At 48.5% G+C, this 13,750-nt stretch carries 13 protein-coding genes and 2 tRNA genes; 10 read left to right on the top strand and 5 right to left on the bottom strand.

Annotation, left to right across the window (positions count from 1 at the left end; translation table 11 throughout):
* Positions 1-10: 10 nt before the first annotated feature.
* The 4 genes from IQE94_RS01065 to IQE94_RS01050 all read left to right on the top strand — a co-directional run bounded on the left by IQE94_RS01065 (position 11) and on the right by IQE94_RS01050 (position 3,961).
* A complete protein-coding gene (locus tag IQE94_RS01065) occupies positions 11-967 on the top strand; it encodes a 2-methyl-6-phytyl-1,4-hydroquinone methyltransferase (RefSeq protein WP_212715572.1) in 957 nt (318 codons plus the stop codon).
* Between the two features lie 112 nt (positions 968-1,079).
* Positions 1,080-1,421 carry an urease subunit beta gene (gene ureB, locus IQE94_RS01060; protein ID WP_249214035.1) on the top strand — a complete coding sequence of 114 codons (342 nt, stop codon included), beginning with the start codon at positions 1,080-1,082 and terminating at the stop codon, positions 1,419-1,421.
* 185 nt (positions 1,422-1,606) lie between these two features.
* Positions 1,607-2,902 carry an adenylosuccinate lyase gene (gene purB, locus IQE94_RS01055; protein ID WP_212715570.1) on the top strand — a complete coding sequence of 432 codons (1,296 nt, stop codon included), beginning with the start codon at positions 1,607-1,609 and terminating at the stop codon, positions 2,900-2,902.
* Between the two features lie 126 nt (positions 2,903-3,028).
* On the top strand, positions 3,029-3,961 hold the full coding sequence (locus tag IQE94_RS01050) for an isoaspartyl peptidase/L-asparaginase (RefSeq protein WP_223342527.1): 933 nt from the start codon (positions 3,029-3,031) through the stop codon (positions 3,959-3,961).
* A gap of 48 nt (positions 3,962-4,009) precedes the next feature.
* Here IQE94_RS01050 and IQE94_RS01045 read toward each other — a convergent pair whose 3' ends face one another.
* Together IQE94_RS01045 and IQE94_RS01040 are read right to left on the bottom strand one after the other, a co-directional pair.
* Positions 4,010-5,326 carry a DUF4236 domain-containing protein gene (locus IQE94_RS01045; RefSeq protein WP_212715568.1) on the bottom strand — a complete coding sequence of 439 codons (1,317 nt, stop codon included), beginning with the start codon at positions 5,324-5,326 and terminating at the stop codon, positions 4,010-4,012.
* Between the two features lie 112 nt (positions 5,327-5,438).
* A tRNA-Asn gene (locus IQE94_RS01040) sits at positions 5,439-5,510 on the bottom strand.
* Positions 5,511-5,728: 218 nt separating this feature from the next.
* On the opposite strand from IQE94_RS01040, the gene IQE94_RS01035 reads away from it, so the two are divergent.
* The 3 genes from IQE94_RS01035 (at position 5,729) to IQE94_RS01025 (ending at position 8,132) form a co-directional block, all read left to right on the top strand.
* Positions 5,729-6,196: a hypothetical protein gene (locus IQE94_RS01035; RefSeq protein ID WP_212715567.1), complete on the top strand. Its 468-nt coding sequence runs from the start codon at positions 5,729-5,731 to the stop codon at positions 6,194-6,196.
* A gap of 81 nt (positions 6,197-6,277) precedes the next feature.
* On the top strand, positions 6,278-7,882 hold the full coding sequence (locus IQE94_RS01030; protein ID WP_212715566.1) for a radical SAM protein: 1,605 nt from the start codon (positions 6,278-6,280) through the stop codon (positions 7,880-7,882).
* Between the two features lie 28 nt (positions 7,883-7,910).
* Positions 7,911-8,132 carry a hypothetical protein gene (locus IQE94_RS01025; RefSeq protein ID WP_212715565.1) on the top strand — a complete coding sequence of 74 codons (222 nt, stop codon included), beginning with the start codon at positions 7,911-7,913 and terminating at the stop codon, positions 8,130-8,132.
* A 6-nt stretch (positions 8,133-8,138) separates the two neighbouring features.
* Here the strand turns inward: IQE94_RS01025 and aroA are convergent, their stop codons facing one another.
* A complete protein-coding gene (gene aroA, locus IQE94_RS01020) occupies positions 8,139-9,482 on the bottom strand; it encodes a 3-phosphoshikimate 1-carboxyvinyltransferase (protein ID WP_212715564.1) in 1,344 nt (447 codons plus the stop codon).
* 107 nt (positions 9,483-9,589) lie between these two features.
* On the opposite strand from aroA, the gene IQE94_RS01015 reads away from it, so the two are divergent.
* Positions 9,590-10,033 carry a hypothetical protein gene (locus IQE94_RS01015; RefSeq protein WP_223342526.1) on the top strand — a complete coding sequence of 148 codons (444 nt, stop codon included), beginning with the start codon at positions 9,590-9,592 and terminating at the stop codon, positions 10,031-10,033.
* A 230-nt stretch (positions 10,034-10,263) separates the two neighbouring features.
* Positions 10,264-10,335 (top strand) — tRNA-Gln (locus IQE94_RS01010).
* 73 nt (positions 10,336-10,408) lie between these two features.
* Here the strand turns inward: IQE94_RS01010 and IQE94_RS01005 are convergent.
* Entirely contained in the window at positions 10,409-10,684 is a 276-nt protein-coding gene (locus tag IQE94_RS01005) for a hypothetical protein (RefSeq protein WP_223342525.1), read from the bottom strand.
* A gap of 327 nt (positions 10,685-11,011) precedes the next feature.
* On the opposite strand from IQE94_RS01005, the gene IQE94_RS01000 reads away from it, so the two are divergent.
* Positions 11,012-11,836, top strand: a complete 825-nt coding sequence (locus IQE94_RS01000; RefSeq protein ID WP_194014996.1) for a photosystem II manganese-stabilizing polypeptide — start codon at positions 11,012-11,014, stop codon at positions 11,834-11,836.
* A gap of 137 nt (positions 11,837-11,973) precedes the next feature.
* On the opposite strand, the gene IQE94_RS00995 is transcribed toward IQE94_RS01000, so the two are convergent.
* Positions 11,974-13,659, bottom strand: a complete 1,686-nt coding sequence (locus tag IQE94_RS00995; RefSeq protein ID WP_223342524.1) for a GTP-binding protein — start codon at positions 13,657-13,659, stop codon at positions 11,974-11,976.
* Positions 13,660-13,750 lie beyond the last annotated feature (91 nt).

Raw genomic sequence — 13,750 nt, 5'->3', positions numbered from 1 at the left:
TAACTATTCCATGCCCGAGTCTTTGCTTCTGCCCGCTGGCCTAATTTCCCTCTCCCTGGCGATCGCCGCTGGATTATATTTATTCACCGCCCGGGGCTATCAATCATCGGATTCCGTGGCCAACGCCTATGACCAATGGACGGAGGACGGCATTTTGGAATATTACTGGGGCGACCATATCCACCTCGGCCATTATGACGATCCCCCGGTGGCCAAGGATTTTATCCAATCAAAAATCGATTTTGTCCATGCCATGGCCCAGTGGGGAGGCTTGAATACACTTCCCCCAGGCACCACCGTGTTGGATGTAGGTTGCGGCATTGGTGGTAGCAGTCGCATTCTCGCTAAAGATTATGGTTTTAACGTTACAGGCATCACCATTAGCCCCCAGCAAGTCAAACGGGCTACGGAATTAACTCCCCCCGATGTAACGGCCAAGTTTGCAGTGGATGATGCCATGGCTTTATCATTCCCAGACGCTAGCTTTGACGTGGTGTGGTCAGTGGAAGCGGGGCCCCATATGCCCGATAAAGCCGTCTTTGCCAAGGAGTTAATGCGGGTGCTCAAACCAGGGGGAATTTTGGTAGTGGCGGATTGGAATCAACGGGACGATCGCCAGGTGCCGTTAAACCTTTGGGAAAAACCAGTGATGCGACAATTGTTGGATCAATGGTCTCACCCCGCCTTTGCCAGCATTGAAGGTTTTGCGGAAAACCTCGAAGCCACTGGGTTAGTGGACGGCCAGGTGACCACTGCTGATTGGACTGTCCCCACCCTCCCTGCTTGGTTAGACACCATCTGGCAGGGCATTATCCGGCCCCAGGGCTGGTTGCAATATGGCTTGCCTGGGTTTGTCAAATCGGTGCGAGAAGTGCCCACTATTTTGTTAATGCGCCTTGCCTTTGGGGTAGGGCTTTGTCGCTTTGGCATGTTTAAGGCGGTGCGAAAAAATGCCACTGAAGCTTAAAAAACTATGCTATGGGCACGGATCTGTTTTTAGGGTTACTGTTGGGGAGTATCTTATTTTTCGCTTGGCAGCCCTAAGCTAATCGATTAATACCCATAGCTCAACTAACCATATTGCCACTATGATTCCCGGCGAAATCATTACCCCCGAAGGTTACCTAGAACTAAATGCTGGCCGTCCCACCTGCAGCGTCAATGTGGCCAACACTGGCGATCGCCCTATTCAAGTAGGTTCCCATTACCATTTTTACGAAGTCAATGCTGCCTTGCAATTTGACCGGGATTTAGCCAGGGGCATGCGGCTGGATATTCCCGCAGGAACGGCGGTACGCTTTGAACCGGGGGACGAAAAAAACGTAAATTTGGTGGCCTACGCTGGTAGTCGGGAAATCTATGGTTTCAACGGCCTAGTGAACGGCCCTTTAGAACCAGTTAAACCCGGCAAAAAAGGTTAGGTTAACCTAGGCGATCGCCACTTATTTTTGTTGACTGCTGAACTTTTGCTTCGCCTCTAACGGGGAAGACATAATTGCTCAGTCTGGATCGGTGATCATTCTTGCCCTAGCAGTTGGAATGCCAATATCTGACGATGGTTGCCGCCAAATAGTAAAATTAAGCGGTTATTTGGAGAACTGGCCCCGTGATCGAACGTTACACCCTGCCTGAAATGGGCAAAATTTGGACGGACACCTACAAGCTACAAACCTGGCTAGACGTGGAAATTGCCGTCTGTGAAGCCCAGGCAGAGTTGGGTTACATTCCCCAGTCAGCGGTGGACGAAATCAAGGCCAAAGCCAAATTTGATCCCCAACGGGTGTTAGAAATTGAGGCGGAAGTACGTCACGATGTCATCGCCTTTTTAACCAATGTCAATGAGTATGTAGGGGATGCGGGCCGTTACATTCACTTAGGGTTAACTAGTTCTGATGTGTTGGACACAGCCCTGGCATTGCAGTTGGTGGCTAGCTTAGACCTGATTTTAGAGCAGTTGGAAAAACTAATTCAGGCTATTCGTTACCAAGCCCAACAACACCGCTACACCGTCATGGTGGGCCGTTCCCATGGCATCCACGCTGAGCCCATCACCTTTGGATTTAAATTGGCCGGTTGGCTAGCGGAGGTCTTAAGAAATCGGGATCGTTTGGTGCGGGTGGCCCAATCCATTGCGGTGGGGAAAATTTCCGGTGCCGTGGGTACCTATGCCAACATTGACCCCAAAGTGGAGGCGATCGCTTGTCAGAAATTAGGATTGGAACCAGACACGGCTTCCACCCAGGTTATTTCCCGGGATCGCCATGCGGAATACGTACAACAATTGGCTTTGCTCGCCGCTTCCCTAGAACGATTTGCAGTGGAAATTCGCAACCTGCAACGCACCGATGTGTTGGAAGTAGAGGAGTATTTTTCTAAAGGCCAGAAGGGCTCTTCCGCCATGCCCCACAAGCGCAATCCCATCCGTTCAGAACGGTTAACGGGGATGGCCCGCCTGGTCCGGGGCCATGCAGTGGCGGCGCTGGAAAATGTTGCCCTCTGGCATGAACGGGACATTTCCCACAGTTCCGTGGAGCGGGTCGCCTTTCCCGACTGCTGTATTCTGACCCATTTTATGCTGAAGGAAACCACCGATTTGGTGAAAAATTTGTTGGTGTACCCCGAAAATATGAAACGCAATATGAACGTTTATGGCGGGGTGATTTTTAGCCAAAAAGTTTTGCTTGCCCTAGTGGAAAAAGGCATGAACCGGGAGGAAGCTTACCGAGTGGTGCAGGGTTCCGCTCACCAAGCCTGGAATACGGAAGGGGGAGATTTTGAAAAGTTAGTGCGAGCTGATGCCCAAGTACAAGCCTTACTTTCTGCCGAAGAAATTGACCAATGCTTTGACCCCCAACAACATTTGACTAACCTGGCGGAAATTTACAGCCGTTTGGATATTTAGTTTAGACGTTGGGATCTGTCTTCTCTTCTGACTCCGACTCATAATCACTAACGGTGGCTTATCCCATCTGCGGTCCGTTGGCGCTGATCTGTTCTTCTCTTCACTCACACCCTTACCTGAAATTCTATGACCCCCAAATTAATCATCCATGGCGGTGCCAGTTCCCTCGACGATAAGGGAGGCTTGACCACTGTGCGCCAGTCTTTACGTCAAATTGTGGCGGCGGTGTACGAAACGCTAACAGCGGGGGGCAGTGCCCTGGAAGCGGTGGTGCAGGGTTGTGAACTGCTGGAAAATGAGCCCCGTTTCAATGCTGGAACTGGTTCCGTACTCCAGTCCGACGGCCAGGTGCGCATGAGCGCCTCATTAATGGACGGCGATCGCCAGAATTTTAGTGGAGTAATTAATGTTTCCCGCATTAAAAACCCAATCCAAATGGCCCAATTTTTACAGGCTCAAACGGATCGGATTTTGTCTGACTATGGGGCAGCAGATTTGGCCAGAGAAATGCAACTGCCCATTTATGACCCGGCCACTGACTTTCGTATCCAGGAATGGATGGAGGAAAGGGGGGAAGATGTGCGTAAAAAAATGGCTCGATTAATTGCCGATCCCACCGCGAGCATTGAAGCAAGAAAGGGCACCATTGGGGTAGTGGCGTTGGATAGTAACGGTAAAATTGCCGCAGGCACTTCCACTGGGGGCAAGGGATTAGAGCGCATTGGCCGGGTGAGTGATTCCGCTATGCCAGCAGGGAACTATGCCACCCGTTTTGCTGGGGTTAGTTGTACCGGAGTGGGGGAAGACATTATCAATGAGTGTTTAGCCGCCAAGGTGGTGATCCGGGTCAAAGACGGCCAAAATCTGGACCAAGCCATGGAAAAATCCATCGCCGAAGCTTTGGAAAATAACACTGACCTAGGGGTGATCGCCTTGGATCATCGGGGCCATATTGCCTGGGGAAAAACCTGTCCCGTCCTCTTGGCGGCCTACCACACCGGCACGGCGATCAGCGACACGTTGGAACTAACCGATAGGGATCACTACGGCAAAGCTTAAACTATAAGTCCTCCAACTTAAGAAATATTTTTATTATCCTTCTTTAATTTATATATTTCTTAAAGGTAGTAGCACTCCCTTCTTGTTGCACGCAAAGACGCCATTCAAACTCATAAATGCTGATGTTGGATCCAAAGAATCTAAGTCTAGCTTATCAAAGCTTTCCCTTGTTATTTTTATGTATAGGGATATAATCGTTTCATTATGTCCATTAGCGGGGTTTACCTGCTCAGTTGATCCATATACTTCTACTGTGTTTACACAATAAATGACCCTTAATGTTTCATATACTAAGCGTAATGTTAAGCCAGTACAAACATCAGAATAAAGTTTAAGTCTATCTTTTTGAGCCATTTTTCTGGTAGAAAGTTTTCCAGTTTTAGTCAGAAACATATTTTCCTCTGGAACTACATCTAACTCAGGAATTTCCATAAAAATTGAGACCGAATCAATACTGATAAATTCAATGTCAAAAACAAGTGGAACTGGGAGGTCTTCATTAGAAAGCTCGATTTCAAGAAGTTCAGTAAGTGGTTCCGGGTTATTGATCGCCACAGCACTTCTTAGTCTTTGTCTATACTTTTCTTCCTGATCCCAAACTTTCTTTTTAGTTTGCTCATCATTTTCGTGGGCCTTCTGCTCCAAGTCAATTTTACCAATATAACTTTCATAGATTTTCTGTCTACTGCGATTAAAACTTTCTTCTTCTTCTAGCAATCTAGACTGTAGATGTTGGTCAGATAAGTTATTTAATCGATTTCTCTCAAAGAAATAGCTTGCCAGCCCTAGAATCAAAACAACAACAGAAATTAAATAATTTTTAAATAAAAGAATTAAGCCCAAGCTAATTAAGAAGTATGTAATATAAGATCTAGAATTTTTATTTCTTATTTCTTGGCTGATTGTATCTTTTGAAAATTTTTTTTGTGGTTCTATAAAATCAGGTGGCACATAAGTATGCTGAACATATTCTCCCCTTGAAGCAGAAATACTTTCCCAATCAAAGGGATCTTTCTCTCTATTTTTTAGTATATTTGCCATCAATTCTATTTGCTCTTTGAAGAGTTCATAGGAATCTTGAGCTTGTTGAGATAGTCTTTGCTTTTCCTGTTCTTTTTGTTGTTTAATTAATTCTTGGTATGCAGACCTATTATTTGAAGATATATTGCTTGTCTTCCTACCCGAAGATGTTTGTGTGACGTAGCTTATCCCTGTGCCAGGGATGCTATAAGTTGTACGAACTCCCCGGCTACTTATGTTTACAGTAGAGCCTTTGCCTCCAATAGACAGACTGGCTCCACTTTTGCTCAGATTGACCCTTATCCCAGGCGCTATTTTTATAGATTTTCTAAATCGGAGCCCCATTTACTCACCATCCAACAAAGTCTGATCAGGATTTCGAGAAGAGTGTCATCGGAGTCATCATAAACACCGACTGGCTCAAAGAAATATGACATCCTAGCCTACAAAAACAGAACTCCCCGGGTAGGATTCGAACCTACGACCAATCGGTTAACAGCCGACCGCTCTACCACTGAGCTACCGAGGATTGACTCAACGATTCAACATCATAGCAACTACAAGTTCGTTTACACAAGCCCTTTTTTAAAAAAATCTCAAATTGTTGGGCACACTCCCAGCTTGAGCCCAATTTGTCCCAGGACCCTATGGCAGGGGGCCAATGTTGACCGCTATGCTGAAGCAGAATCCTGTTTGCCATTCCATGGCTGAACAGCCTGATTTTTCTCTCCTCACCCGTCAAGTTTTATGTTGACCCACCACCGTCGTCCGGTTTGCCTATCGCTCATTTCCACTGATTTGCCCATTCTTTCCACCCTGGAGACCGCCGCTACCCTCTATCAAAAGGATTTGGACCGCTTTCATCTCCTACTGCACCAAGAACAGGAGCAAAGTCCCGGCAGGGATCAACAGGGGTCATCCACAGCCCAACTTCTGTGGTTAGAACTTTCTCCCCGGCGCATTGTGCTGACTCGCCAGGGCAATAGTCAATTTTCCTATCGTCATTTTTGGGAGCAGGGAGTTTATGGCATTAGCCGCTATTGGCTCAATGAACAGGAAAGACACCTGAGCGATTCCTTCCAGTTACGGAATTACACTAGGGACATTACCCTGCAGGGTTCCCCATTACCGGAATTTTTGCGGGTGGAATACGAACTCTGGGCCGCCCAGGAGTGCTTGGGCCATTACGTTTTGCATTTGGAAATTTACCATTAACTCCCCTAACTCCTGACCTCCTGGCGATCGCCGTGGCCATATTTTTGATCTGCCATTGACTTAACTAAGTATTCTGATTTTATGCACCAAGCCCAGGCCGAAAAGCTACTGTTTACCCCTGCTTCTCCCCAAGCCGATGCGGTGCCATTAATTTTTGCCTTTCCTAATATCTATAGTGTGGGCATTACCAGTTTGGGGTATCAAGTAATTTGGTCAACCTTAGCCCAACGGTCGGACGTAGAAGTTAGTCGTCTGTTCACCGATGCCCACGAAACATTACCCCAATCGCCAGAGTTAGTAGGCTTTTCTTTTTCCTGGGAGTTGGACTACAGCAATATTTTGACCCTGTTGGAACAGTTGCAGATCCCCTTGCTGGCTAGGGAGCGGGCCCCTGGGGATCCATTAATATTTGGGGGTGGCCCGGTGCTGACAGCTAACCCGGAACCCTTTGCTGACTTTTTTGACCTAATTTTGCTGGGGGACGGGGAAAATTTACTGCCAGATTTCATTGATGGCTATCAAGCACTACGGTCCTGTTCCAGGGAGGAAAAATTGGAGAAACTGGCCCAAATTCCTGGCATTTACGTGCCCAGTTTGTACGAGGTCGGTTACGAATCGGCTGAGGGGAAAATTAGCTACATCCATCCCAGCGCCACCGCCATTCCGGCCCAGGTAAGCAAGCAAACCTATCGGGGCAATGTCCTCTCTGCTTCGACGGTGGTGACGGAAAAAGCCGCTTGGGAAAATATTTTCATGGTGGAAGTGGTACGCAGTTGCCCGGAAATGTGTCGCTTTTGCCTGGCTAGTTATCTAACGTTACCCTTTCGGCCCGCGGATACGGAAAAGTCTTTACTGCCCGCCATTGAAAGGGGGTTACAGGTGAGCGATCGCCTGGGGCTATTGGGAGCTTCGGTCACTCAACATCCGGAATTTGGCCAATTGTTAGATTACCTAGGCAAACCCGAATTTGATCATGTGCGGCTCAGTATTGCTTCAGTGCGAACCAATACGGTGGATGAAAAGTTAGCCCAAACTTTAGCTAAGCGGGGCACAAAATCCCTCACCATTGCCATTGAAAGCGGTTCGGAAAAGCTACGGCAAATTATCAATAAAAAACTGACTAATGAGGAAATTCTCACTGCTGCTCAACGGGCCCAGGCGGGGGGATTACAGGGGCTGAAATTCTACGGCATGGTGGGGATACCAGGAGAAACAAGGTCAGATGTGGAGGCAACAGTAGCTTTATTAAAGCAAGTGAAAAAAGTCGCCCCCGGTTTACGTCTCACCTTTGGCTGTAGCACCTTTGTCCCCAAGGCCCACACCCCGTTCCAATGGTATGGAGTCAACCCAGAAGCCAAAGAGCGTCTACAATTTTTGCAAAAAAAACTGCGGCCCCTGGGCATTGATTTTCGCCCCGAAAGTTATAACTGGTCAGTGATGCAAGCTTTAATTTCCCGTGGCGATCGCCGTTTGGCCCCATTGCTTTTACTCACCCGCCATTATGGAGATACGTTGGGCAGTTTTAAGCGAGCTTTTAAGGAGTTAAAGGGACAATTACCCAGCTTGAACGATACGGTTCATGCAGATTGGTCGGTTACAGATCAACTCCCCTGGCACCATTTACTGGGGCCTTTGCCCCAAACCACGTTGGTAAAACATTTACAAACCGCCCAAGAGTTTTTTTGATTCTTCTCCAATCCTTAAGAACAAAGCAATGATTAAAACCCAGCAACAGATAATAAATGATGGCTACCAAGCGCTTCTGAGTAGCTTAGGTCCCGTTGAAACTATTCGTTTTTTACAGCATTTTAACCTTGGAGCAGGGGACTATACCCAAGAACGCCGTGCATATCCTGCGCCCAGTTTAGACACAATCGCAGAAGAAATGGAGATCCTGCCAGCCCCCAATCTAGACCAATATGAAGAAATCATCTAAGCCTATTTATCCTTGGGCAACTTCCCCCAGGGTGGTAAAAAATTCTGGATAGGAAATAGCGGCCGCTTCCGCCCGGTTAAGGATTGTTTGCCCCCCACTCCCCAAGGCGGCGATCGCCAAAGCCATGGCAATGCGATGATCCGTCAAGCTATCCACCTCTGCCCCCTGTAACTGTTTTCCCCCTTCGATTTCCAGCCCATCATCAAATTCGGTGACCTTGGCCCCCATTTTGCCCAACTCCGAAGCAATGGCCGCCAGGCGATCGCTTTCTTTCACCCTCAATTCTGCGGCATCTTCGATGCGGGTAGTGCCCTCAGCAAAGGCCGCCGCCACCGCCAAAATGGGAATTTCATCAATCAGTCGGGGAATAATTTCGCCGCCAAAGGTACAGCCCTGGAGACGGCTGGATCTAACCCGCAAATCCGCCACTGGTTCCCCAGTTACCAATCGTTCATTTTCCGGGGTAATGTCTGCCCCCATCTGGGCCAACACTTCCAACACCCCTGTACGGGTGGGGTTAACACCCACATTTTCCACCAACAATTCCGACCCAGGCAAAATAGATGCCGCCACCAACCAAAAGGCCGCTGAGCTAATATCCCCTGGTACCACTACCCTTTGCCCGGTCAAGTGCGCTGGGCCATGGAGAGTGACGCTATGGGTTGCTGGATCAATGGTCAACTTTGCCCCAAAGGCCTGCAACATGCGTTCACTGTGGTCCCGGGATAGGGCCGGTTCCGTGACAGTGGTGTCCCCCTCGGTGGTCAGCGCCGCTAGTAACAGGCAAGATTTGACTTGGGCTGAAGCAATAGGGGAATGGTAATGGATTGGTTTTAATTGGCTGCCCTGTACTGCTAAGGGGGCAAACTTGCCGTTATTCCTAGCCCAAATTTTTGCTCCCATTTGTTGCAAGGGTTGAATTACCCTGGACATGGGCCTGTGCCGGAGGGAATCATCGCCGGTGACGGTGAACAAACAATCCCTTTGCCCCGCCAGCAAGCCCAACATTAACCGCATGGTGGTGCCAGAGTTACCCGCATCTAAAACGGTGCTAGGTTCCTGTAACTGTCCCAGACCCCGACCTTGAACGATAATTTTTTCCGAATTCAGTTCACTAATTTGCGCTCCCATAGCCCGAAAACAATGGGCCGTACTACGGGGATCTTCCCCCAACAATAGTCCTTCGATGATCGTTTCTCCAGTGGCGATCGCCCCCAACATCAAGGCTCGATGGGAAATGGACTTATCCCCCGGTACCCGCAGGCGGCCGGTCAAAGCAACCCCTTGGGAAGGAGGATTAATAGTTAAACGTTGGTGGGATTGATAATTGCTGAGGGAAAGCAAGGCCATGGAGGGAACAAATTAGGGGTAGGGAAGACCAAGATAGATTGTATTGGCATTTCTGCCCCCCGCCAAATTTTCCTGGATTAGTCAGGGAAGCAAAAAACATCGTTACCATGGTCAGTGAAAAGGCGAACAATTTGTTAGCCTTGACAGGCGATCGCCTAGAAACCATTGCCAGACCAGAGGCCAAATCAATGAAATACCATCCTTCCCCGTGGAAATTAGTCCTGCTTGCCGGCACCGCTTTTGTGATCGGGTTTCCCGTCACCGTTGCAGCCCAATCCTATAACCCAGTGGAACCTTTCCCCGAAGACTTACCGGCCACAGGCAACATTAACGACCTCGATGGTCTCCAGGATCGTCAAGTAGAAGATTGGTTTCCCCAGCAGAATATGGGCAATGATTCCCAAACTCTGTTGGAAATTAACGACACCAATACCCCTCCCCTGAGTATCAATGACCGCAGTAGCCAAATCAAAGAAGAAAATGATTGGCAACGCAGTTCTTCTGGAGAACCCAAGCAAACAGGCTCTGGTTTTCCCCTGGGTACTTTTTAATTGATTAGGTTGATCGATTCGTTTCCCTGGGTGGGGCACTGTCTCCCATTAACTCCGGGAGGCAGATTGCTTTCTTTCGCCCCCATCCATCTGACTATAGTTGACCATGGGGCAATTTTTTCAGCCAGGGGCACCAGTCCAAAATTCTTGTTCCCACCCTCGGCGCAAATTTTTCAGGGGAGCTTGACAGAACTCGGAATAGTGCTGGTAGAATAACAAAGGTTAATCAATGGGGTGTAGCCAAGTGGTAAGGCAGCGGGTTTTGGTCCCGCCATTCCTAGGTTCGAATCCTAGCACCCCAGTTCTAATGCGATACGGATTCTTTCCGTACTTCCCCACGTCACCGTTGCCCCTGGGGCAAAGTATTTAGCCTTATTAATCTATCTCCCCCAGGGATTCAACCTCCTGCTCCAGGCTTTCCTGTAAATTCTTGATGAAATGACTCAGCTTACCCCGCTCAATGTAGGGCCAGCCGCCACTTTCTTCTATGTCTCTCAGTAGGCCATACAAACCCCGACGGGTATTGGGCAAGGCCGGTTCAAAATAGTCGATGCGAATGCGACGGTGGAGAGCTTCCAAAACCCTGAGGAGCTGTAGCAAACGGTCATGGTCGTCCTGGTAATCTTCCGCCAGGGCTTCGGTAGTAGTCATGAGGGCTTCTAACTCGGGAGTTAGACATAATTTTTGGTTGATCGATTCCATTGATTCCAATAAAGCTCAGTTAGGCAGATGGGCTGTTCGCAAACAAACACCAACCCAAATGATAGTGGTTTGTGGCCAAAGCCTTGCTACGACCCTCTGGAGAAATGTCCCTTCCCGCCAGATGACTGGTAAGGTAACGAAAGTTTGGTAGAGTGGATCTCGTTAAAATATGCCTATTTTGTCCATAATCCCTAGGGTTGCATCCGTGTAAGTCTGGAGCCGGACAAGGCCTGAAAAAGACAAAAAATTTGAGATTGACTTAAGCGAGGTTAAACCATGAGGTTTCGTCCGTCTATTGTGGCTTTGCTTTCAGTCTGCTTTGGACTACTAACGTTTTTATATAGCGGCAGTGCCTTTGCGGTTGATAAGAGCCAGCTTACCTACGATGACATTCTAAATACGGGCCTAGCTAACGTTTGCCCTGAAATTTCTTCCTTCACCAGAGGCACCATCGAGGTGGAACCTAATAGTAAATATTTTGTTTCCGACTTCTGCATGGAGCCCCAGGAGTACTTTGTTAAGGAAGAACCCATTAATAAACGCCAAAAGCCTGAATACGTCAAAGGTAAGGTCTTGACCCGTCAAACCACCAGCCTGGAACAGATCCGAGGCACCATTGCCGTGGCCGCCGATGGCACGCTGACTTTTAAGGAAAAGGATGGGATTGATTTCCAACCGATTACTGTGTTACTGCCCGGTGGTGAAGAGGTACCTTTCTTTTTCACAGTGAAAAGTTTCACTGGCACAACGGAGCCCGGTTTCACTTCCATCAACAGTTCCACGGATTTTGTCGGTGATTTCAATGTACCTTCCTACCGGGGAGCTGGCTTCTTGGATCCTAAAGCCCGGGGTCTGTACACTGGCTATGACAACGCGGTGGCTCTGCCTTCAGCGGCGGACAACTTTAGCACCAATAAGAAGGAAACTCCCCTGGGTAAAGGGACCCTTTCCTTGCAGGTGACCCAAGTTGACGGTTCCACTGGGGAAATTGCCGGTATTTTTGAAAGTGAACAGCCTTCCGACACTGATTTGGGTGCGAAGGAACCCCTTGATGTGAAAGTCCGGGGTATTTTCTACGGTCGGGTTGACACCGATACTTGATTTTTGCTTTGGTAGCTGACTGGTTTTAGTTGGTTGCTTTGACGAGCTGAATGATTTGGCGATCGCCGTTGGGGTGGTCGTCTTTTTTATGTTTTATGTGTTTTTGATTTTTACGTTCTTCCTTTGCCATGGTTTAATTACCAGTCATCCTGACGTTGGGGCCGGGGGCTATCCCAGTCGGCATAGCGGGTTTGGTAAACCTTGGCTTCTGGCAAGGTGGCTTCGATTAATTCTTCTTCTAAGGGTATTAAATCCTGTAATTCTGGCAAAAGTTCTAGCTGTTCTGGGGCATGCTCAGTAGTCTCTTTACCCCAAAAATCTTCTAGGGGTTCCACCACCTTGGCGATCGCCTGCTTCACAAAGGCTTGAATGAATTCATCTTTGCGACTGAGTTGAAATTGTTGTTCCACCACCTGGGCCACACCGCCATCGCCCCAATCCTGATCCTGACGGAAATATTGAATAAAACTTTTACCAGCAATGCGGGTTAGATAGGCCGCGGTGACCCCCTGGATTGCTTTGCCGATGATGTAGGTGGTGAGTTGCAACTGCATTGCCTGGGCCATCAATTCCACCGCTCCTTTGACAATACCCAGCCCCACAAAGGTTTTGCCCAAGGAAATCGCCAATTCTTTACCCCGATCGCCGTCAATTTCACAGCCATAGACCCGACCAATTTCCACCACCATTTGGGCGTTGATGGCCGTAGTGGCCAACAAATCAATCACCGGCAGGGGGGTAACGGCAATGGCCCCGGCCCCAATCCACTGATAGCGGTCAATGATTTTCATTGCTTCCCGTTGCCGTTGTTGTTCGATAATTTGCCTAGCTTCATCCCCTAGTCGTTGGGATTGTAAAAGAATATTATCCGCCATCAAATCGTCCCCATCACTACGCAATATGGAGACTAAACGTTTGACTAAAGGCTCAATTTCTGGCTCTGGCTTCATCAGCAATCCCGGTTGAATGGCCACATCCTGGGGTCGGGAGGCGATCGCCAACACATCTTCTGGAGGAATAAAGGCTTTGACCCGTTGCCGTAGGGTCTGCAAAAGCATTGCTAATTCCTCTGGAGGATAAAGATCTGCTTTGTTGAGAATTAATAAAGATCGTTTGCCAATTTTGGCCAATGCTCTCAGGGGCTCATATTCGGATTGGCGCAGGTCATTATCCACCACAAACAAAAGTAGATCCGCCTCCGTGGCCAATTGCCGAGCCGCTGTTTCCCGTTCGGTACCCCGGACCCCTGCCTCCAAAATGCCCGGTGTATCGGTGATTTCCAAGTCCCGACTGACCCCATCCAGGTAAAGGTAATATTTCTCCCCGGCGATCGTGGTGCCCATGGTGGGGGCCACTTCCCCCTGAATTTGTCCTAACAAGGCATTAACCAAAGACGTTTTACCCGCCGCCCCTGTGCCAAACACCACCAGGTTCAAATTCCCCCGTTGCAACTGGGCTTCGATTAAGCGGGTTTTTTCCAGCAAAGCTTTTTGGGCCACCTGGTCTTGAATTTGTTGCATCTGCCGCCGCACTGCTTGTAGATTAGCCGCCGCTGTTTCATTTTTTTGCTCTGGTAATTTAATGCGTCGCCGTTTTTTAGCGGTACTATCCTTGGGCTGGTTGGCTAGGCTGAAATAGTAAAAAAAAGTGGCAATTAACAGGGCCAGCACCCCAATCACTAGCAAAATGACAATATTAGCCAAAAAAGGGGAAGTCCAAGCCACCTGGGAGTAGAGCCGCAGAATGGCATCAATGAGCCAAATCACCATCCCCAAAATGAAGCTCACAGCGAGGACAATAGTCAGTAGACGGGGCAAGGGCATGGGCAAAAAGGGAAAAACTCCAAGACAATGCTTGACTTTGAAATTTGATCATAACAGTGGTAAAGCAGTGACAAAGAATTGGCGTAAACGA

It is taken from the genome of Synechocystis sp. PCC 7339 (assembly GCF_019924095.1).
Classification (GTDB): Bacteria; Cyanobacteriota; Cyanobacteriia; order Cyanobacteriales; family Microcystaceae; genus Synechocystis.
The sequence above is the reverse complement of the archived record's forward strand: the minus strand, read 5'-3'. Positions and strand labels throughout refer to the sequence as shown.